The organism is Rhodococcus koreensis (genome assembly GCF_900105905.1).
GTDB lineage: Bacteria > Actinomycetota > Actinomycetes > Mycobacteriales > Mycobacteriaceae > Rhodococcus_F > Rhodococcus_F koreensis.
Map to the genome: position 1 here is coordinate 3274219 of NZ_FNSV01000005.1, position 19522 is coordinate 3293740.

Below are 19522 nucleotides of genomic sequence, written 5' to 3' on the forward strand. Positions count from 1 at the left end.
GAAGAGCTACACGGACGTCGGCACGACGACCAGCGCCCAGACGAACATCGGGGCCGACAGCACGATCAGGCCGCAATAGGCGAGCATCTTGCGCTGGAACCGCGCCTTGTCCTCGACCTGTGCGTTGGCGAGCACCATCACGCCGTTCGTCGAGAACGGGCTGACGTCGACCACTGTCGCGGAGAACGCCAGGGCGGCGACGAATCCCACGGCGCCCACCTCCCCCATCGCGAGCATCGGCGCGGCGAGGGGCAGTGCGATGCCGAGCGTGCCGATCGACGATCCGAACGCGGAGATGATCGCGACCGCGTAGCAGAGGATCAACGCGGTCAGCAACGGCGAACCGAGAGCCGACGCCGCGTCACCGAGGAAGTCGAGCGTGCCGTTCTGCGTCATGACCGCCATGTAGGTGAGCATCCCGCACACGAGCACCACGGCGGGCCATGCCACGTTGTCGACGACCTTGGGGTGCGACTTGGGCGCCATCAACAGCAGGACCGCGCTGATGCAGATCGCGCTGACGCCTACGTCGATTCCGAACGCGACCGACCCGACGACGAGGAACCCGATGCCCGCGAGCGTCGCGAACCGGTACCTGTCCATCTTCACCGGCTTCATGCCCTCGTGACTCAGCGCTTCCTCGATGACCTCGCGATCGGTGAGCGTCGCGGTGTTCCCGCCCGGACCGCCGGCGGGGGCGCCACCACCGGACGACCGGCGCGAGGAACCGCCGAATCCGCCGCCGTCGGAGGTCTCCCCGACCGGGCGCGGGGTGCGGCGCCCGATCAGGTCGAGGCCGTAGATCAGGAACAGCACGATCGCGATGGCCAGGTTGAGGACGAACGGCAGGGCGAACAGGACCAGCGGGTTCGCCCCCACGCCGGTGGAGTCCATCAGTCCGTTGATGAACGCGCCGTAGAGGTTGATGGGCGAGAACGCGCAGGCCAGGGCGCCGTGGCTGATCACCATGCCCATGAGGAACGGATTGATCTTGTTCTTCGCCGCGAGGGGCATCGCGATGGGGGCGAGCATCCCGACCGCGAGCACGGACCCGAGTGCCATCAGCAGCCCGGACAGCAGGAACATCATCCACAGGATCGCCCACCGCCTGCCGCGCACGAGGCGCAGCGAGGCCTCGATGACGAGGTCGATGGTCCCGTTCGTCTTCGCGATGGCGAACAGCAGCGTGATGCCGCCGACGATGATGAACGTGCTGCCGGGGAAGGCGTCGATGATGTCCTCGACCGGGATCCCGGACACCCAGCCGCCGATGACGAATGCTCCGGCGAACGCGAGGATGCCCATGTTGATCGGGGTGAGTGTCGCCACGGTGAAGATCGCGATCAGAGCGACGATGGAGATTGCGTAGACCATGGTCGGCCTTTCGGGGTGAGTGCGCAGTTCACACTGCGGAGAGGGGCCGAGCTTGTGCCAGAGCAAGTTTCACGGTGCCGACGGCGAGGCCGAGGGCCTGCTGATCGATCCCCGTGTCGATGTCGTGCGCGTGGAGGTGCGCTACCAGTTCCTCAGTGGCGAGATTGCCGTGGGCGCCCGGGGCGAACGGGCAGCCGCCGTACCCTCCGATGGCGCTGTCGAAGTGCGTGATGCCGAGGTGCCGGTGCGCGGCGATCACGGTGCCGAGGGCCTGCCCGTGCGCGTTGTGGAGGTGCAGGCTCAGTTCGATGTCGGGGAGGGCGTCGCGCACCGCCCCGACCGATGCGAGCACCTGCTCGGTGGTGGCCGTTCCCAGGGTGTCGGCCAGCCCGAGCCTGCGTACACCCATCGCGGCCATCGCGCGCGCCACCCGCACCAGCACGGCGGGGGCGATGATGCCCTCGAACGGGCAGACGAACGCGGTCGACACACCTCCGAGGAAACTCCGGTCCGGGTACTTCTGCAATGCCTCGGCGAGTCCGGTCAGCGCCTCGTCCGGATTCCGGCCCGTGTTCGCGGTGCTGTGCCCGGCGCTGGCGGACGTCACGACCTGGATCTCGTCGATGCCGGTCGCGGCGGCGCGGTGCACCCCACGCGGGTTGAGTGCGAGTGCGCTGTAGGTGACCGACGGATCGGTGCGGGGCAGCCGGGCGATGACGTCGTCGGCGTCCGCCATCTGCGGGACGCGTGTGGGCGAAACGAACGATGCCGCCTCGATGTGCTTCACGCCTGCGGCGACGAGTGCGTCCGCGACGGCGATCTTGCGGTCGGTGGAGACGACCGCGTTCTCGTCCTGCAGTCCGTCCCGCAGTACGACATCCGTTATGGTGACTGTCATTTCACTTCTCCGATTCAGACGATGTCGCGGGCGCGGTAGTCGTCGAGCTGATCGCCCGACAGGTTCAGCAATCCGCCGAGGATCTCGTCGGTGTGCTCACCCAGCTCGGGGCCGGCCCAGCGGATCTGGGTGGGTTCGCCGTCGAGCTGCGGGACGACTCCGGGAAAGCGCACCTCTTCGGGTTCCCCGTCGACGGACACCTTCAGGCTCTGCAGCATGCCGCGGGCGTTGTAGTGCTCGTCGTCCGCAATCTGGACCGCGTCGTACACCTCGCCCACCGGCACGCCTGCGGCGCCGAGTTCGGCGACGACGTCACGGGGACGCCGCTGCGACGTCCACGAGGAGATCGCGTCGTCGAGTTCGGCTTCACGCCGGAATCGCTGATCCCCGTCGGCCAGTTCGGGATCGTCGGCGAGATCGCCCCGTCCCACGGCCTGCATCAGCCGGCCGAACACGCCGCTCGAGTTACCGGCGATCATCACGGAGCCGCCGTCGCACGGATAGACACCGCTCGGCACCACGCCGGGCAGGTTGCCCGCGGTCCGTTCGCGCACCATGCCATACGCGTCGTAATCGGGAACGAGGGACTCCATCGCCATGAACACCGATTCGTACAGGGCCACGTCCGCCACCCGCGGGGTCGAGTGATCGCCCTGTCTCGCCTTGGCCAGCAACATCATCAGGGCGCCGATCGCGCCGTGCAGCCCGGCGAGGGTGTCGGCGATGGGGGCGGCCGCCCGGACGGATGGGCGGTCCGGGTAGCCGGTGACGTGCCGCAGCCCGCCGAAGGCCTCGGCGACACCGCCGAATCCGGTGCGCTCCCGGTACGGGCCGGTCTGCCCGTAGCCGGAGATCCGCACGAGGACGATGTCGGGGTTGGCGGCCGTCAGCTGGTCGGGACCGATGCCCCACCGCTCGAGCGTTCCCGGCCGGAAGTTCTCGATGACGACGTCCGACTTGGCGGCGAGGTCGAGGATGATGGCGCGGCCCTCGTCCGTCCGGAGGTCGAGCGTGACGGACCGCTTGTTGCGGGCGATGGTGCGGAACATCATCGACGTCGCGCCGCGACGGCGGCGCCAGCCCCGCAGTTCGTCGCCGACGCCCGGCCGTTCGATCTTGACGACCTCGGCGCCGAAGTCGGCGAAGATGCGGCTCGCCATGGGGGCCGCGATGAAGTTGCCGAGTTCCAGCACACGGATGCCGTGCAGTGGGCCGTTCTCTGGGACCTGCATGTGAGAGTTCTCCCTCGTCGATCTGTACCGGATGGCGACTGGGGTCCTACCTGCTGATTCTCATTATTTGGCAGTTGGATTCCTGTCTGATAAGAATGACGGTAGTGGTAGCAGTCACAATTGGCAATGCCCGGAGTCCGCGCCACACGACAATGGACGACGGAACGCTGCGAGATGCAGCGCGAATCCGCTGCTCGACAGGAGGAGAACACGGTGAGAGAACCACACGTCGTTGCGATCAACGGACGGTCGCCGCGCGCGGAGAAGACCGCGTGGGTCGCGCCGACCGCGGCGGTGATCGGCGCCGCGACCCTCGGCGCGGAGACCAGCGTCTGGTACGGCGCGGTGCTGCGGGCCGATTGCGATTCCATCACCCTCGGCGAGGGCAGCAACATCCAGGACGGAGTGGCCGTTCACGTCGACCCGGGGTTTCCCGTCGTCGTCGGCCGGGACGTCAGTGTGGGGCACAACGCCGTGCTGCACGGCTGCACCGTGGGGGACGGCGCACTCGTGGGTATGGGGGCCACCGTTCTCAACGGCGCGGTGATCGGCGAGAAGTCGCTGATCGCGGCCGGCGCACTGGTGCTCGAAGGCTCGCAGATTCCGCCGCGCTCACTCGTCGCCGGTGTGCCCGCGAAGGTCCGCCGGGAACTGACCGACGACGAGGTGGCCCACAACGCCGCCAACGCCGCGGTCTACCGTCAACTGGCGCAGCAACATCGGTCGGCCGACGTCACCACGTTCGACATCGCCTGAACGAGTCAGTCGCCCGGCACCGACTTCTCGATCTGCCGCGCAGCAGCGACGACTGCGTGGCCCATCCGGGCGCCCAGATCCTCCCCCATGCGCCCCTCCGGACCGGACACGCACACGGCGGCCACGATCTCGCCGTGCCTGCGAACGGGTGCGCTGATGGAGGCGGATCCCGGCGTCCGTTCCGAAACCGACACCCACCAACCCGATTTCACCGCCTCGGGGTCGGTCTCCCAGTCTCCGGACAGCACGTGCCCACTCGACCCCTGAGGAAGCGGCACCAGTGTTCCGACGGGCAGCGCGACCCGCAATTCGTGCTGCGAGTCGACGCTGGCCGCGCACAGCCGCGATTCGCCCCGCCGCACCCATAGCTGTGCGGATTCGCCTGTCATCTCCGCCAATTCGCGCAGCGCTGGGATGGCGAGGTCGCTCAGCGCCGTCGTGACGAAACGCTGACCGAGGTAGAAACGGCCTTCCTGATCCTTCCGGAGGAGGCCGTGCTTGACCATGTCCGTGGCCAGCCGGTACGTGGTCGACAGGGACAGGTCCAATTCGCGGGCGAGGTCGCTCGCACCCATCGGGCTCGCCTCCACGACGTCGAGGATCGCCACCGCGCGTGCGAGCACTCCGACGCCGATCTCACTCCGCGCAACCATCGCAGTCCATTTCTATTGCCCCATTGAAGTATTCAGATTGTATAGGAAAGCGGGGGCGGGGCTGCTCTCATCCGTCGATGCGGCTAGATGTGCGGGACTCGGTTGACGACCGGGCCGGCGGCCGGTTACCTCTGTGTCAGGCATTCGCCACTCCCCCGGTGCGCAGTCGCACTCACCTTCTCCGTACCCGAAAACCGTTGCAAGGAAAGGCACCATCATGACGATCGAGCAGACTCTCACCGACAAGGAACGCCTGGCAGGTCTCGACCTCGGCCAGCTCGAGCAGCTGGTCGGGCTCGTCGAATACGACGGCACCCGCGACCCGTTCCCGGTCAGCGGCTGGGACGCCGTCGTCTGGGTGGTCGGCAACGCCACCCAGACCGCCCACTACTTCCAGTCCGCGTTCGGGATGACCCTCGTCGCCTACTCCGGACCGACCACCGGCAACCGCGACCACCACAGCTTCGTCCTCGAATCCGGCGCCGTCCGGTTCGTCATCAAGGGCGCCGTGAACCCCGGCAGCCCGCTGATCGAGCACCACCGCGCCCACGGCGACGGCGTCGTCGACATCGCCCTCGCCGTCCCCGACGTCGACAAATGCATCGCCCACGCCCGCGCCCAGGGCGCCACCGTCCTCGACGAACCCCACGACGTGACCGACGAACACGGCACCGTCCGGATCGCCGCGATCGCCACCTACGGCGACACCCGCCACACCCTCGTCGACCGCAGCCACTACACCGGCCCCTACCTGCCCGGCTACCTCGCCCGGACGTCGTCGCACACCCGACGGGACGGCGCCCCCAAGCGCCTGTTCCAGGCCCTCGACCACGTCGTCGGCAACGTCGAACTCGGCAGGATGGACCACTGGGTCGACTTCTACAACCGGGTCATGGGCTTCACGAACATGGCCGAATTCGTCGGCGAGGACATCGCCACCGACTACTCCGCGCTGATGTCGAAGGTCGTCTCCAACGGCAACCACCGCGTGAAGTTCCCGCTCAACGAGCCCGCCATCGCCAAGAAACGGTCGCAGATCGACGAGTACCTCGACTTCTACGGCGGCCCCGGCGCCCAGCACCTGGCGCTGGCCACCAATGACATTCTCACCGCCGTGGACCGGCTCACCGCCGAGGGTGTGGAGTTCCTGGCCACCCCGGACTCCTACTACCAGGATCCCGAACTGCGGGCCCGGATCGGCAACGTCCGCGCCCCGATCGAGGAGTTGCAGAAACGCGGCATCCTCGTCGACCGCGACGAGGACGGCTACCTGCTGCAGATCTTCACCAAACCCCTCGTCGACCGGCCCACCGTGTTCTTCGAACTCATCGAACGCCACGGCTCCCTCGGCTTCGGCATCGGCAACTTCAAAGCCCTCTTCGAAGCCATCGAACGCGAACAAGCCGCCCGCGGAAACTTCTGAGGGGTTAGCGCACTCGCGGGATCTTGCGGGTGCTGACGGCGATGCGATTCCACGCGTTGATCGTGAGCACCAGCGAGATGAGCTGGGCCAGTTCGGTCTCGTCGAAATGTTCCGCCGCCTCCTCGTACACCGAGTCCGGGACGAAGCCGTCGGTCAGCACGGTGATCGACTCGGCGAGGGCGAGCGCGGCGCGCTCCTTGTCGGTGTACAGGCCGTGCATTTCCTCCCACGCGCCGAGCAGGAACAGTTTCTGTTCGCTGATGCCGATCTTGCGGGCATCGGCGGTGTGCATGTCGATGCACCACGCGCAGTGATTGATCTGGGAGCAACGGGTGAGCACCAACTCGACGAGTTCCGGGTCGAGGCCCTGCCGGGCGGCGGCGTCGAGGGCGATCATCGCCTTGTAGACGGCGGGGGCCTTGCGTGCGAGGTCGACTCGGGTCTTGCGCTCTGTTGTGGTCATAGGAGAACAGTAAGCGCGAAATAGCCCATCTCCATGGTTCAATTCGAGCATGAAATCTTGGGCCAATTCTGGTCTGGGCCGCGACCTCCATCTCGACCTCGCCGCACCCGCCGGTGGACGGACTTCCGGGGTGCGCGCCGCTCTGGTGTCCGCGCTGCGCGAGTCGATCCGCTCGGGACGGCTCGTCGCAGGCACCACCCTCCCGCCCTCCCGCGCGCTGGCCCTCGACCTCGGCGTCGCCCGCAACACCGTCGCCGAGGCGTACTCCGAACTCGTCGCGGAGGGGTGGCTCACGGCACGGCAGGGATCGGGGACCCGGGTCGCCGATCGGGCACGCGAGACCGCCCACCGCGCGCAGACCCGCTCCGCCTCCGCACCCCGGCCCGCGTGGAGCCTGCTGCCCGGTTCGCCCGACGTCGCGGAGTTTCCCCGTGCCGCCTGGATGGCGTCGGCGCGCCGGGCGCTCACCGCGGCACCCCACGACGCGTTCGGTCCGGGCGATCCGCGGGGCCGCCCCGAACTGCGCCGCGCCGTCGCCGAATACCTGGCCCGGGCACGAGGGGTCCGCACCGATCCCGATCGGATTGTGGTCAGCGCGAGTTCGGGGCATGGACTGTGGCTCCTCGCCCGCGCCGTGCAGGGACCGGTCGCCGTCGAAGGGTACGGGCTGCATTTCCATCGCGAACTGCTCGGCGACGCCGGGGCCGTCACCGTGCCCCTGCACCTCGACGCCCACGGCGCCCAGCCCCCGGACGCGACGGGTACGCGGCTGTCCGCGGCACTGCTCACCCCGGCCCACCAATTCCCCACCGGAGGTCCGCTCCACCCCAGCAGGAGAACGGCTTTCGTGGAATGGGCGCGCACGACCGGTGGGATCGTGATCGAGGACGATTACGACGGAGAGTTCCGGTACGACCGCCAACCCGTCGGCGCCCTGCAGGGTCTGGCCCCGGAACAGGTGGCGTACCTGGGCACCGTGAGCAAGACCCTGTCTCCCGCGATCCGTGTGGGGTGGATGGTGTTGCCGGAACACGTGATCGACGACGTCCTGGCGGTCAAGGGCGTGTACGAGAGGTGGGTCAGCGCGACGGACCAGCTGACCCTGGCGGACTTCATCGAACGGGGCGCGTTCGACCGGCACGTCCGCAGGATGCGCACCCTGTACCGCCGCCGGCGCGACACCCTCGTCGAGACGCTCGCCGCGCGGTCACCGCACGTGCACGTCACCGGCATCGCGGCCGGCCTGCACGCCGTCCTCGAACTTCCGGCCGGGACCGAGGCGGCCACCGTCGGCCGGGCCGCGGGCCTCGGTCTCGCGGTGGAGGGTCTGCGCACGTTCCGTCATCCGGACGGTCCCGCGGACCGGCCGGACGGGCTCGTCGTCGGCTACAGCACGCCGTCGTCCGCCCGCTTCGCCGCCACGCTCGACGCCCTGTGCCGCGCGCTGCCCACTCCGTGAGCAGAATTTCCTATGGGACTGGTCGGAATGCGTGTCGTGCGGTTACAGTCTGATCCGTGACCGAATCCGGTGTGATCGACTCAGGCGAGCTGCTGACGCGGCGCCGCCATGTCGATTTCGCACTGGTGTGTACCTCGAGGTGTCCGATCTCCTGATCGGACCCGTCCCGGCGTGATGTTCTCCCACGCCGGGTTCTCTCTGCACACCCACGTTTTCGAAGGATTCGTCACTCGTGACCACTGCATCCGTTTCACATCTCACGTCCGTCATCAGCGCCACCCGCGACGCCGTGTCGCAGGATTCCGCGAACGCGCACGTCGTCTTCACCGCCTCCGCGCAGGCCCACGACGCCGTCGCGAGCACCGTCTCGCTCGGCAAGTACAGCGTCGAGGTGGACGAGCCGCCCGCGCTCGGCGGTGAGCACTCCGCCGCCAATCCCGTGGAGTACTACCTCGCTTCGCTGCTTTCCTGCCAGGTGGTGACGTACCGCTTCTGGGCCGAGAAGCTCGGTGTCCGTGTCGACGACATCTCGGCACGCGCGGAGGGAGACCTCGACGTGCGCGGGTTCTTCGGCTTCGACGACGCCGTCCGCCCCGGGTTCGGAGAGGTGCGCGTCGTCGTGACACTCACCGGTCCGGAATCGCGGGAGCGCTACCTCGAACTGCAGGAAGCGGTCGACGCGCACTGCCCCGTCCTCGACCTGACCCGCAATCCGACCCCGGTCCACACCGTGGTCGAAACAGCTACCGGCGACAACTGATTCATCACATCCACTGCACCGAATCCGGAGGACTCCACTCGTGACCGAGAGCATCGATCCCACCGCCAACTGGTCGTTCGAGACCAAGCAGATCCACGCCGGGCAGACGTCCGACGCGACCACGAAGGCGCGGGCGCTGCCGATCTACCAGACCACCTCGTACACGTTCGACAGCACCGATCACGCTGCCGCGCTGTTCGGTCTGGCCGAGCCCGGCAACATCTACACCCGCATCATGAATCCCACCCAGGACGCGGTCGAGCAGCGCATCGCCGCCCTCGAAGGCGGCGTCGCCGCCCTCCTGCTGTCGTCCGGGCAGGCCGCGGAAACCTTTGCGGTGCTGAATCTCGCGGAGGCAGGCGATCACATCGTCTCCAGCCCGTACCTGTACGGGGGCACGTACAACCTCTTCCACTACACGCTGCCCAAGCTCGGCATCGAGGTCTCGTTCGTCGAAGACCCGGACGACCTCGAGCAGTGGCGCAGCGCCGTCCGCCCGAACACGAAGGCGTTCTACGGTGAGACGATCGCCAACCCGAAGAACCACATCCTGGACATCCCGGGAATCTCGAAGGTCGGTCACGACAACGGGATCCCGCTGATCGTCGACAACACGGTGGCCACACCGTATCTGCTGCAGCCGCTGAAGCACGGCGCGGACATCGTGGTGCACTCGGCCACCAAGTACCTCGGCGGCCACGGCACGGCCATCGCGGGCGTCATCGTCGACGGCGGCACGTTCGACTGGACCCAGGGCAGGCACGGCAACTTCACCACCCCTGACCCGAGCTACCACGGCGTCGTGTTCGCGAACCTCGGCGCCCCGGCGTACGCGTTGAAGGCGCGCGTGCAGTTGCTGCGCGACCTCGGTTCCGCGGTCGCCCCGTTCAACGCGTTCCTCATCGCCCAGGGCATCGAGACCCTCAGCCTGCGGGTGGAGCGGCACGTCGCCAACGCGCAGAAGGTCGCCGAGTTCCTCGAGGCACACACGGACGTCACATCCGTGGCGTACGCGGGTCTGCCGTCCTCGCCGTGGCACGAGCGCGCACGGCAGCTCACCCCGAAGGGTCCGGGTGCGATCGTGACGTTCGAACTGGCAGGCGGTGTCGATGCCGGCAAGAAGTTCGTCAACGCGCTCACCCTCCACAGCCACGTCGCGAACATCGGCGACGTGCGCTCGCTGGTGATCCACCCGGCGTCGACGACGCACTCGCAGCTCACCCCGGAGGAGCAGCTCGCTGCCGGCGTGACGCCCGGACTGGTCCGTCTCGCCGTCGGCATCGAGGGAATCGACGACATCCTCGCCGACCTCGAGACCGGATTTGCCGCGGCCGCAGTCTGATCCGATGCCGGGGGCCGAGACTCGGCCCCCGGCGTTCAGATCATCGCGCGCATCATTCCCTGCGGTTCGCCGCCGAGCTGGGTGAGCGCGCTCGCGTGGTTGGTGGGTCCGGGCACGTGGACGGCGTGAGCGAGACCGGCGTGCGCGTCCCGCCAGAACCGTTGCATCGGCGTCTTGTAGTGCAGCGCGCCGCCGCCGGCGCGCGCGAAGATCTCGTCGACGGCACGCACCGCACGCCAGGCCGCGGCGATCTGGGTGCGGCGTCCGATCGCACGCTCCTCGAACGTGACCTCCTTGCCCGCGTCGACCTTGTCGTAGAACCGGTCCGCGGTCTCGATGAGGGAGACCCGGGACGCGTTGATCTCGGCGGCGGATTCCCCGATCGCGCTGAGGACGTAGGGGTCCTCCTTGATCTTCTGGCCCGTGATGGCGACGCGGTCCTTCTGCACCGCGATGTGACAGGCCAGCGCGCCCTCGGTGATGCCGATGACGGCGGCGGTGATGCCGAGCGGGAACATGCAGGAGTAGGGCATGTTGAACAGTGGTTCGGGTCTGCCCGCCTCCTTCTGCGCCCGCCCGTCCATCACCTTCGACGCGTTCAACGTCCGGTATCCGGGGACGAAGGCACCGTCGACGATCAGGTCCTTGCTTCCCGTTCCGCGCAGTCCGATGACGTCCCACGTGTCCTCGACGATCTGATAGTCGGTGCGCGGCAGAATCACGTGCAGCGACGACGGCGGCAGCGCGATACCGCCGTCGCCGTCGCCGACCATCGCCCCGAGGAAGGCCCACCGACAGTGGTCGGTTCCGGACGAGAACGACCACCGACCGTTCAGGACGTAACCGCCGTCGACCGGTGTCGCGATGCCCATGGGCGCGTACGGCGACGCCATCCACGTGTCGTTGTCCTCGCCCCAGATTTCCTCCTGCACCTGCGGGGCGGCGAACGCCAGTTCCCACGGGTGCACGCCGACGACCCCGGCGACCCATCCGCTCGCACCGTCGAGTGAGGCAATAGCCATGACGGTCTCGGCAAATTCGCGGGGGTGGACCTCGTAGCCGCCGTACAGCTTGGGCTGCAGCAACCGGATCGCCCCGGAGTCGCGGATGAGGCCGGCTGCGGTGTCGGTGAGCCGGCAGTCCGCCTCCGACCGGACGGCCTGCCCGCGAATCTCCTCGGCGACGCCTTCGATTCTGTCGAGAACCTGACCCATCGGGACTCCCCTTCCGCAGTCAGTAGAACGAGTCGTGAGTAGAACACGTTCTAGTAAATATAGCCCGGCGTGCCGGTTTTCGAGCCGATCCGCACTCCACACTTGAAAGTTCGTATCACCTAAATCTATAGTGCGGAGATACGAATCAGCAGGTAGATCTACGCGACGAAAATCAGGAGCTCCGTGAGCATCGAGGCCCCCCGCCCTCTCCTCCCGCGCCGCGCACCCCGCCGCAAGGGCAGCCTCCGAACGGTCGCGCTCCTCGGGCCAGCGTTCGTGGCGGCCATCGCGTACGTCGACCCCGGAAACGTGGCCGCCAACCTCACCGCGGGCGCGAAGTACGGATACCTGCTCGTCTGGGTCCTCGTGCTCGCCAATGCCATGGCTGTGCTGGTGCAGTACCTGTCCGCCAAGCTCGGGCTGGTCACCGGCAAATCGCTGCCGGAGATGCTGGGGACCCGACTCCGGACCGGCAACCGTCGTGCGTTCTGGTTGCAGGCGGAGGCGATGGCGATCGCCACCGATCTCGCCGAGGTAATCGGCGGGGCGATCGCGCTCAACCTCCTGTTCGGCGTTCCCCTGTTCGTCGGCGGCCTGATCACGGGTGTCGTGTCGATGGGCATCCTGTCGATCCAGAGCCGCCGCGGTCAGCGGACGTTCGAGTTCGTCGTGATGGGACTCCTCACGATCATCACCGTCGGGTTCCTCACCGGACTCGCGTTCACCGACGTGTCGGGCCCGGACGCACTCGCCGGTCTCGTGCCGCGGTTCGAAGGCACCGAGACGGTGCTGCTCGCCGCGAGCATGCTCGGCGCCACCGTGATGCCGCATGCGATCTACCTCCATTCCGCTCTCGCCCGCGACCGGCACGGGAACGACCTCGAAGGCCCGCGCCTCGCGCGACTGCTGCGGGTGACGAAGTGGGACGTGGTCGGTGCGCTGATCGTGGCGGGTGCGGTGAACATCGGCATGCTGCTCCTCGCCGCCTCGGCCCTGCGCGGCATTCCCGGCACCGATTCGATCGACGGTGCGCACGCCGCCATCCAGAGTTCACTCGGCCCCACCGTCGCCGTCATCTTCGCCGTCGGGCTGCTGGCCTCCGGTCTGGCCTCCACGTCGATCGGCTGCGCCGCCGGATCCGAGATCATGTACGGCCTGCTGTCGATGCGCATCCCGCTGCTGCTGCGCCGGGTCGTCACCCTGATTCCCGCACTGGTCGTGCTGGCGGTCGGCGTCGATCCCACCTTCGCGCTCGTCCTCAGCCAGGTCGTTCTGAGCCTGTGCATCCCGTTCGCGGTAGTCCCCCTCGTGCGGATGACGTCGAGCCGCGACCTGATGGGTGTCCACCGCAACGCGACGGCCACCACGGTCGCCGCCTGGGTGGCGGCGTCGCTGATCGTCGTGCTCAACGTGTCGCTGCTGTGGCTGACGTTCACCGGTTCGAACTGATCACTCGTGCCGCGGCGCACCGGACACGACACGCTGCAGCGCCTGCAGGTCCTCGGACAGCATCCGGAACATCCAGTAGGCCCCGACGAACGCGACGACGCTGCCGACGCACAGGACGCGGAGCGCGACGATGACGCGGGGCAGGTCCTCCGGGGGAATGAACGTGGCCCCCGCGACGCCGAGCAGCGGCACGGCGGCGGCCGCGGCGAGGAAGAACGTGCTGCGCCGTCCCAACCGCTTCAGCATCCGGGCGTCCGAGGCACTGATCTCGCCGTGCCGCAGGAAGACCGGGTACAGGCAGCGCACGGCAAAGAAGTTCACGAAGAAGAACGGGTAGACCACGGCGATCGCTCCGCAGACGAGCTGGGACGCGGTGAAGTGGACGACGGTGTTCCACGGAACCTCACTGCCGCTCACCTCCAGCGTGATCGGCACGATGATGCCGGTGACCACCCACAGCCCGAGACACAGCAGTGCACACCGCTGGCCGAGCAGCAGGGTGTCCTTGCGGGCGCGGGCGAGTTGGGCGCCGGTGTACACCCTCCCGCGGCGCAGACCGCCGGCCACCGCCGTCAAGTAGAGCACCATCGACAGCGTGCCCACGGTCCCGATCAGGAACGCGATCGTATAGTCGATCCGGGTGATCCGCTCGAAGCTGTCCTGCGCGCCGGGCGGAAGCTTGCTGATGATCAGCGTGGTGTTGTGGTGGTAGCTGTACAGGATGGCCAGCAGATTGGGAACTGCGATGGCCAGGAACATGATCGGGTGCGTCCACCGGCGCATCCGCAGGCGCCGGCTCCCCGGCGGCGGATCGACCAGATCCCTGGCGTGCGCGTCGAGGCAGACATCGAGTTGCTGGGCGAGTTCGGCCCCGGACGAGAACCGGTCCTTCGGTTCCGGCGCCAGCGATTTCAGCAACACTCGCCGCAGCGCATTCGGGCAGTCGGCGGGCAGCTCGGCGACGGCCGGTTCGTCGTGCCCCCGCCGCCGCGCGAGCATCGCGTCGAGGGTGGTGCGGTCGCCGGGCGGGTGGGAGTGGAGATCGGCGTCACTGTCGTCGAAAGGTCTTGCGCCGGTCAGCAACTCCCACAGGACGACGGCGAGCGAGTACAGGTCGCTGCGGGTGTCGAGATCGGCGGGCGTGCCCGGCCGGTCCGGGTGGATCGCCTCGAGCTGTTCCGGTGACATGTAGGCCAGCGAGCCGCCGAAGTACGCGACCGGACTCGCGCCCGCGAGGTTGCCGCTGAACTGATGTTGAAGTCGGCGAGCTTCGGGACGCCCTCGACCGTCAGCAGCACGTTTGCCGGTTTGACGTCGCGGTGCAGAACGCCGTGCGCGCCCGCGTAGTCGAGCGCCTGCGCGAGCCTCCGGCCGAGCCAGGCCACCGTCTCGGGCCATGTCAGCGTCGCGATCTCCTGGCGCACACGAGATTCGCTGGGCCGGATCTCGCCCCTGCCGACCAGGGCGCGGTCGATCGCGTCCAGCAGCACGGCGCCGCTGCGCGATTCCGGCGGCGTCTCCCGCACCCGCCCGACCACGTCGAGCAGCGTTCCCCCCGGCACGTACTGCATGTACAGCAGGCGCAGGTCGCGGCCCGCGAGAAGTCGCTGATCGAAGACCCGGACGATGTAGTCGTGGTCGAACTGGGCCAGGGTCTGCGGCTCGGTGCCGCGGTCCTGAGAGATCTTCACCGCGACCAGTCGCTGCAGCGACCGCTGCCGGGCGAGGAACACCCGCGCGAACGCGCCCCGGCCGAGAACGGTCATCAGGTCGAAGTCGTCGATGCGCCTGCCTACCTCGAGGTCGTCGAGCGAGCCGGGGCTCGCCGACTGGGTCATCTCCCCGTGATGGAGCGAGGTGCTCTGATATTCGCCGGTGCCGAGCAGTTCGCCGAGTTCGCCCGCCTGCCCCGGAAAGCTCAGCGTGTACTCGTTCGCCTCGACCGACTCGCCGCTGCGCCGCCGGATGTGGAACTCCTCGTACAGCAGGTCCGGCGGCAGCGGCCACCGCCGCAGTTCGGGCAGCTCCTCGCAGTATTGCGCCAGCCGTTTCGGGTGGTCGCCGCGCAGCCAGCGGTTCTCCAGGTCGACCTTGATCAGTTCGATGAGCGTGACCCGGCGAAGTGCCGGCGACGCGGGCAGATAGGCGACCAGATCGGGCGCGGACAACGAGGACTCCCAGGCGCTGGCGAAGCGCGCGACGGCGTCGCCGACCGCCGTGTCCGACACCCGGGCCTGCTCGGAAGCGGCCGGTGAACCTCGCCGGAAGGGCATGAAAGCCATGGTAGCTGGCCACACCCGTCCGCCTACTGCAGTTCCGACACCGGGGTCGACGGGTCGATGGTCACGCCGATCCGCGTCAGATTGCCGTGCAGCACTTGCCAGATCGACACCTCCAGGAACTCGGCGAGGTCGTCGCTGCCGAGCGCCGACTGCGGGTTGCTCAGCCACCGGTTGACGCTGGCGTCGACGAGTCCCACCAACCCGAAGGCCAGCGACTCGGCCAGGTCGGAGTTGCCGGCGACCGCGTCGAGGACCGTCGCGAGCAGGCCCGACAGCTGGAGCGCGATCGCGGTCTTCGTGCCCGTCACCACGCGCGAGCCGGTGGTGCGCCTGCTCGGCGACCCGGTGCCGAGGAACTGGTGGAGTCGCGGGAATTCCACGATCCACCGCAGATACGTCTCGACCGCGCGCGCGATCGCCTCGCCGACGGTCCCCTCGGGCGTCAACGTGGGCGCGAGGTCCGCCATCAGCCGTTCGATGATACGGCCGCGCAACTGCTCGTCGAGGTCGCCGCGATCGGTGAAGATCCGGTAGACCACCGACCGCGGCACGTCGGCGCAGTTCGCGATCTGCTGGACGCCCACGTCGGGGCCGTCCTCGTTGATGGCCTCCATCGCGGCGTCGAGAATCCGGCTGCGGCGTTCCGCCTTGTGGTCCTCCCAGCGCGTGGCGCGGCCGTCACCCTGGGGCGACGCGGCGGTTTCCACTTTGTCCGGCATCGCCCATACGTTACCCATCCGACTGTTGACTGGACAGGATGTCTCACATACTTTGGTGAGACAGGGTGTCGTACACATATTTTTCCGGACTCGGGGATCCGCAATGGGCACTCGAATTTCGTCATCCCGACGCCGACGTCCGCTGGGCCGTAGTCGATTCCGCCAACGTCACCGTCACGCTACAGGACAGCACCGACGTGCTCCGCGGTTCGGCACGGATCACGGTCGCCGGCGTCCGGGTGGGCGCCGATCGGATCCTCGACGGGCTCACCGAGTAGCGCGTCCGGTCCGTGGCCACCGTCATTCTCGGCGCGGAGGCGCTCGGCGTGATGTCCTGGTGCGTGTCCACCGCGTCCGAGTACGCGAAAACCCGCGTGCAGTTCGGGCGTCCGATCGGCCAGTTCCAGGGTGTCGAGCACAAGTGCGCGCACATGGGCATCGCTGGACATGTCGACGCCGGGCGTGACCGTCGGGCCGCTGCGCGAGATGACCGGGTCGGTCCTGTTCAACGAGGTCTTCCTCGACGACGTGTTCATCCCCTACGCGAACGTGGTCAGGAACATGAACGACGGCTGGAACGTGGCGCGCACGACGCTGGCCGGCGAGCGGGTGGCGCTGAGCCAGAAGATGGAGGCCTATGTGCCACCCCGGGGGGGCCGAGCGACAAGGCGATGGAGCTGTTGATCGCCGGCCGCGCCACCACCATCTACGGCGGCACCACCAAGGTGCAGCTCAACGTGATCGCCGAACGCATGCTCGGACCGCCGCGCGAGTAGTGCCTGCAGAGCGCCGGTGCCGCCGAGTGCACCGGCGAGCAACAGCAGCAACTGGACCACGTTGGTATTCACGTCAGGTGTCCTCTCGCGCCATGATCGTCCGAACCGCCGTTCGACCACTGAGCGGGTGCTCGAACAGCGGCCTAATCGGACGGTTAGTTACGTCCCACGTGTTCCCCGACCTGCGAGGGAAGCAGATCGCGCACGTAGAGACCGGGTGCGTCGCCCAGGACGGTGTGCTCGTCGCTGCCCAGACGTGTGCTGGCGGCGATTCGCTCGCCGGCCCGCTCGGAGACCCAGTCGGCCCACGGTTCCCACCAGCTGCCGGTCTTCCTCGTCGCCGCATCGAGCCACGCCTCGGGATCGGATCCCGGCTCGCCGCCTTCCCAGTAGTGAGACTTCGGGTTGCCGGGCGGGTTGACGAGGCTGGCGATGTGCCCGGAGAAGCTGAGCACGAACTTGCTGTCGCCCGACAGCAGCTGGGTTGTGCGGTAGCAGTTCTTCCACGACGTGAGGTGGTCGGCGATCGCGCCGGAGACGAAGGTGGGCACGGTGATCCTGCCGAGGTCGACGGGTGTGCCGAGCGACGTCATCGCTCCCGGCGTTGCGAGGGAGTTGTCCTCGAAGATGTCGAGGAACTGGACGTGCAGCGCCCCGGGCAGGTTGGTGCCGTCGGCGTTCCAGGCGAGGATGTCGAAGGCCGGTGGCGTGCGCCCCATGAGGTAGTTGTTGACCACGTAGTTGAAGACGAGATCGTTCGGGCGCATCCAGGTGAAGGCACTACCCATGTCGCGGGCGGAGATGATGCCGTTCCGCCGGGACCGACCCTTCACCAACTTCAGCAGACTCGGTCCCGAGAACGCCGCGAGCCCCGCCGGGTCCGCGAAATCGAGCATCGTCACGGCGTACGACATGCTGTGCACGCGGGTGTCCCCGGTGGCTGCGAGATGGTTGAGCAGGGCGGTGGTGATGAGGCCGCCGGCGCAGAACCCGATCACGTTGACGTCGTCGCTGCCGGTGATCTCCCGGACCTCGTCGATCGCGTCCGACACGCGTTGCGCGTATGTATCGAGATCCCAATCGCCCTGTTCTGCTTGCGGATTACGCCACGCCAGCATGAACGTCCGCAGACCCCGGGACACCGCGTGCTCGACGAAGCTGCGTCCGGGACGCAGGTCGAGGAAGTAGAAGCGGCCGATCGGCGGCGGCACCACGAGCACCGGCCGCTCGTACACGGTCTCCGTGGTCGGCGTGTACTGCAACACCTCGGCGACCTCGTCGCGGGCGACGACGGCTCCCGGCGTCACGGCCAGATCGACGCCGACGGTGAAGGCATCAGGATCGACCATCTGCGGCATCCCACCGTTACGGCGCAGGTCGGACACGTAGTTGCGGGCGCCGCGCACCAGGCTCATGCCGCCGGTGTCGAATGCCTCCTTCACGGCCGCCGGGTTGGTGGGCAAGTAGTTCGTCGGCGCGAGCGCGCTGGTGAGGACGGCCGACACGAACGCCGCTTCCTGCGCGCGACGGTGGTCGACCCGTCGGCCCCACTCCTCGACGACGCCGTCGATCGCGTCGACGGAAGCAAGGTAGGTCTGTTGCACGCGGTGGTAGAGGGGATTGCTCGTCCACGCCTGGTCGGTGAACCGCCGATCGCCGCCGTGCGGAGCCACCTCCGAGCGGCCCACCGCGATCTTCGTCAATTCGCGCCCGAGGCGAAGGGACTCGTCGAGGACCACCCGGCCCTGCCCGAAGGCACCCGCCACCGCGCTCACCGCGCTCCGCACGCCGAACCCGCCGGCGCGGTCCTGTCCATCGGGGGTGGCATCGGGTGTCACGAGTGCCACCTTCGTCTCCGCTGTCTTGGTCAACGGTTCTCCTCTGTCTGCACCTGGACCTGTCACCCCGTCGCGGGGATTCGTCCGGCGTAGACCGGATCATAAACACCAAAAATAGTTACCCGCGCGTAATGAAAAATTTCGAGCAAGATCATCTTCGACATTCTTGGGACATATGTCGAAAATGGAAACACGAGCCAAATTCTTGATCGAAATTCCGTCAGCGGTAACTGTTTTGGCGTCGCGGTCCACAGGCATGCGACACCGTGCGGGCACGGGAAAGAGTGTGGGATCAATTCGCGCGAAGCCGGCGTGTGCGTTACTGTCCGATCTCCGCGGGTGAGCCGGAAGAAATTCACCCATTCATCGACGGGGATCCATGAACACATCCACTTCGGCAGCGGGTGCCACCACCCACACACCGGCACGCAGTGTCACGATGGCGGAGCTGCCGGCGTTGGTCGGTACCCGGCTGGGTTCGTCCGGGACGATGGTGGTCACGCAGGATCGCATCGACACCTTCGCCGAGGCCACGGACGACCGTCAGTGGATTCACGTCGACCACGATCGTGCGCGGACCGGCCCGTTCGGCACCACGATCGCGCACGGGTACCTCACGCTCTCGCTCGCGGTCCCCCTGCTGTGGGAGATCTTCGAGGTGTCCGACTGCGACCAGGTCGTCAACTACGGGCTGAACAAGGTGCGGTTTCCGGCACCCGTTCCGGTGGATTCGATGCTGAGCGCGGTCGCAGACCTCGTGGCTGTCGAGCCGTGCACCGGCGGATATCAGGCCACCATCGCCCTCACCTTCGACGTGGAGGGCGGAAGCCGTCCGGTGTGCATCGCGGAGATGCTGCTTCGATTCCTCGCCGGTTAACCTGATG

The 19522-nt window shown here is 67.8% G+C and carries 16 protein-coding genes and 3 pseudogenes; 10 read left to right on the forward strand and 9 right to left on the reverse strand.

What is annotated here, in order from left to right; genetic code table 11:
• Positions 1 to 6: 6 nt before the first annotated feature.
• The 3 genes from BLV94_RS19410 to BLV94_RS19420 are packed head-to-tail and all read right to left on the reverse strand — an operon-like array spanning position 7 to position 3504.
• Positions 7 to 1374: an SLC13 family permease gene (locus BLV94_RS19410; protein WP_072944669.1), complete on the reverse strand. Its 1368-nt coding sequence runs from the start codon at positions 1372 to 1374 to the stop codon at positions 7 to 9.
• A gap of 28 nt (positions 1375 to 1402) precedes the next feature.
• The gene (locus tag BLV94_RS19415) at positions 1403 to 2272 is read right to left on the reverse strand and encodes a hydroxymethylglutaryl-CoA lyase (protein WP_072944671.1); all 870 of its coding nucleotides are present in this window, start codon (positions 2270 to 2272) and stop codon (positions 1403 to 1405) included.
• 14 nt (positions 2273 to 2286) lie between these two features.
• Entirely contained in the window at positions 2287 to 3504 is a 1218-nt protein-coding gene (locus BLV94_RS19420; protein WP_072944673.1) for a CaiB/BaiF CoA transferase family protein, read from the reverse strand.
• 213 nt (positions 3505 to 3717) lie between these two features.
• Here BLV94_RS19420 and BLV94_RS19425 point away from each other — a divergent pair, with 213 nt between their 5' ends.
• Positions 3718 to 4260, forward strand: a complete 543-nt coding sequence (locus BLV94_RS19425; protein ID WP_179377646.1) for a gamma carbonic anhydrase family protein — start codon at positions 3718 to 3720, stop codon at positions 4258 to 4260.
• Between the two features lie 5 nt (positions 4261 to 4265).
• Here the strand turns inward: BLV94_RS19425 and BLV94_RS19430 are convergent, their stop codons facing one another.
• Complete coding sequence (locus BLV94_RS19430) at positions 4266 to 4913, reverse strand: IclR family transcriptional regulator (RefSeq protein WP_072944677.1); 648 nt, start codon at positions 4911 to 4913, stop codon at positions 4266 to 4268.
• 217 nt (positions 4914 to 5130) lie between these two features.
• On the opposite strand from BLV94_RS19430, the gene hppD reads away from it, so the two are divergent.
• Positions 5131 to 6336: a 4-hydroxyphenylpyruvate dioxygenase gene (gene hppD, locus BLV94_RS19435; protein WP_072944679.1), complete on the forward strand. Its 1206-nt coding sequence runs from the start codon at positions 5131 to 5133 to the stop codon at positions 6334 to 6336.
• A 4-nt stretch (positions 6337 to 6340) separates the two neighbouring features.
• On the opposite strand, the gene BLV94_RS19440 is transcribed toward hppD, so the two are convergent.
• Complete coding sequence (locus BLV94_RS19440) at positions 6341 to 6799, reverse strand: carboxymuconolactone decarboxylase family protein (protein ID WP_072944681.1); 459 nt, start codon at positions 6797 to 6799, stop codon at positions 6341 to 6343.
• 49 nt (positions 6800 to 6848) lie between these two features.
• Here BLV94_RS19440 and pdxR point away from each other — a divergent pair, with 49 nt between their 5' ends.
• The 3 genes from pdxR (at position 6849) to BLV94_RS19455 (ending at position 10360) form a co-directional block, all read left to right on the forward strand.
• Complete coding sequence (gene pdxR / locus BLV94_RS19445) at positions 6849 to 8258, forward strand: MocR-like pyridoxine biosynthesis transcription factor PdxR (RefSeq protein WP_072944683.1); 1410 nt, start codon at positions 6849 to 6851, stop codon at positions 8256 to 8258.
• Between the two features lie 232 nt (positions 8259 to 8490).
• Complete coding sequence (locus BLV94_RS19450) at positions 8491 to 9018, forward strand: OsmC family protein (protein ID WP_072944685.1); 528 nt, start codon at positions 8491 to 8493, stop codon at positions 9016 to 9018.
• Positions 9019 to 9058: 40 nt separating this feature from the next.
• Positions 9059 to 10360, forward strand: a complete 1302-nt coding sequence (locus tag BLV94_RS19455; protein WP_072944687.1) for a bifunctional o-acetylhomoserine/o-acetylserine sulfhydrylase — start codon at positions 9059 to 9061, stop codon at positions 10358 to 10360.
• A gap of 35 nt (positions 10361 to 10395) precedes the next feature.
• Here the strand turns inward: BLV94_RS19455 and BLV94_RS19460 are convergent, their stop codons facing one another.
• Positions 10396 to 11574, reverse strand: coding sequence for an acyl-CoA dehydrogenase family protein (locus BLV94_RS19460; protein WP_072944689.1), 1179 nt, complete (start codon positions 11572 to 11574; stop codon positions 10396 to 10398).
• A gap of 183 nt (positions 11575 to 11757) precedes the next feature.
• Between BLV94_RS19460 and BLV94_RS19465 the strand changes: the two genes are divergently transcribed.
• Positions 11758 to 13023: an Nramp family divalent metal transporter gene (locus BLV94_RS19465; protein WP_072944691.1), complete on the forward strand. Its 1266-nt coding sequence runs from the start codon at positions 11758 to 11760 to the stop codon at positions 13021 to 13023.
• Here the strand turns inward: BLV94_RS19465 and BLV94_RS19470 are convergent.
• Both BLV94_RS19470 and BLV94_RS19475 read right to left on the reverse strand, forming a co-directional pair.
• A pseudogene (locus BLV94_RS19470) lies at positions 13024 to 15305 on the reverse strand (serine/threonine-protein kinase). It lies immediately after the preceding gene.
• A 23-nt stretch (positions 15306 to 15328) separates the two neighbouring features.
• Positions 15329 to 16024 (reverse strand): TetR/AcrR family transcriptional regulator, encoded by a 696-nt coding sequence (locus tag BLV94_RS19475; protein ID WP_072944693.1) that lies wholly within the window; start codon positions 16022 to 16024, stop codon positions 15329 to 15331.
• Positions 16025 to 16089: 65 nt separating this feature from the next.
• Between BLV94_RS19475 and BLV94_RS52120 the strand changes: the two genes are divergently transcribed.
• The 3 genes and pseudogenes from BLV94_RS52120 to BLV94_RS52315 all read left to right on the forward strand — a co-directional run.
• Entirely contained in the window at positions 16090 to 16302 is a 213-nt protein-coding gene (locus BLV94_RS52120; RefSeq protein ID WP_072944694.1) for a hypothetical protein, read from the forward strand.
• Between the two features lie 51 nt (positions 16303 to 16353).
• Positions 16354 to 16404 (forward strand): annotated as a pseudogene (locus BLV94_RS52125) (hypothetical protein); the annotation flags it as partial.
• A 61-nt stretch (positions 16405 to 16465) separates the two neighbouring features.
• Positions 16466 to 16800, forward strand: a pseudogene (locus BLV94_RS52315) (hypothetical protein); the annotation flags it as partial.
• Positions 16801 to 16955: 155 nt separating this feature from the next.
• Here the strand turns inward: BLV94_RS52315 and BLV94_RS19490 are convergent.
• Complete coding sequence (locus BLV94_RS19490; protein WP_072944698.1) at positions 16956 to 18671, reverse strand: PHA/PHB synthase family protein; 1716 nt, start codon at positions 18669 to 18671, stop codon at positions 16956 to 16958.
• Between the two features lie 346 nt (positions 18672 to 19017).
• Here BLV94_RS19490 and BLV94_RS19495 point away from each other — a divergent pair, with 346 nt between their 5' ends.
• Positions 19018 to 19515 (forward strand): MaoC family dehydratase, encoded by a 498-nt coding sequence (locus tag BLV94_RS19495; protein WP_072944699.1) that lies wholly within the window; start codon positions 19018 to 19020, stop codon positions 19513 to 19515.
• Positions 19516 to 19522: the final 7 nt, after the last annotated feature.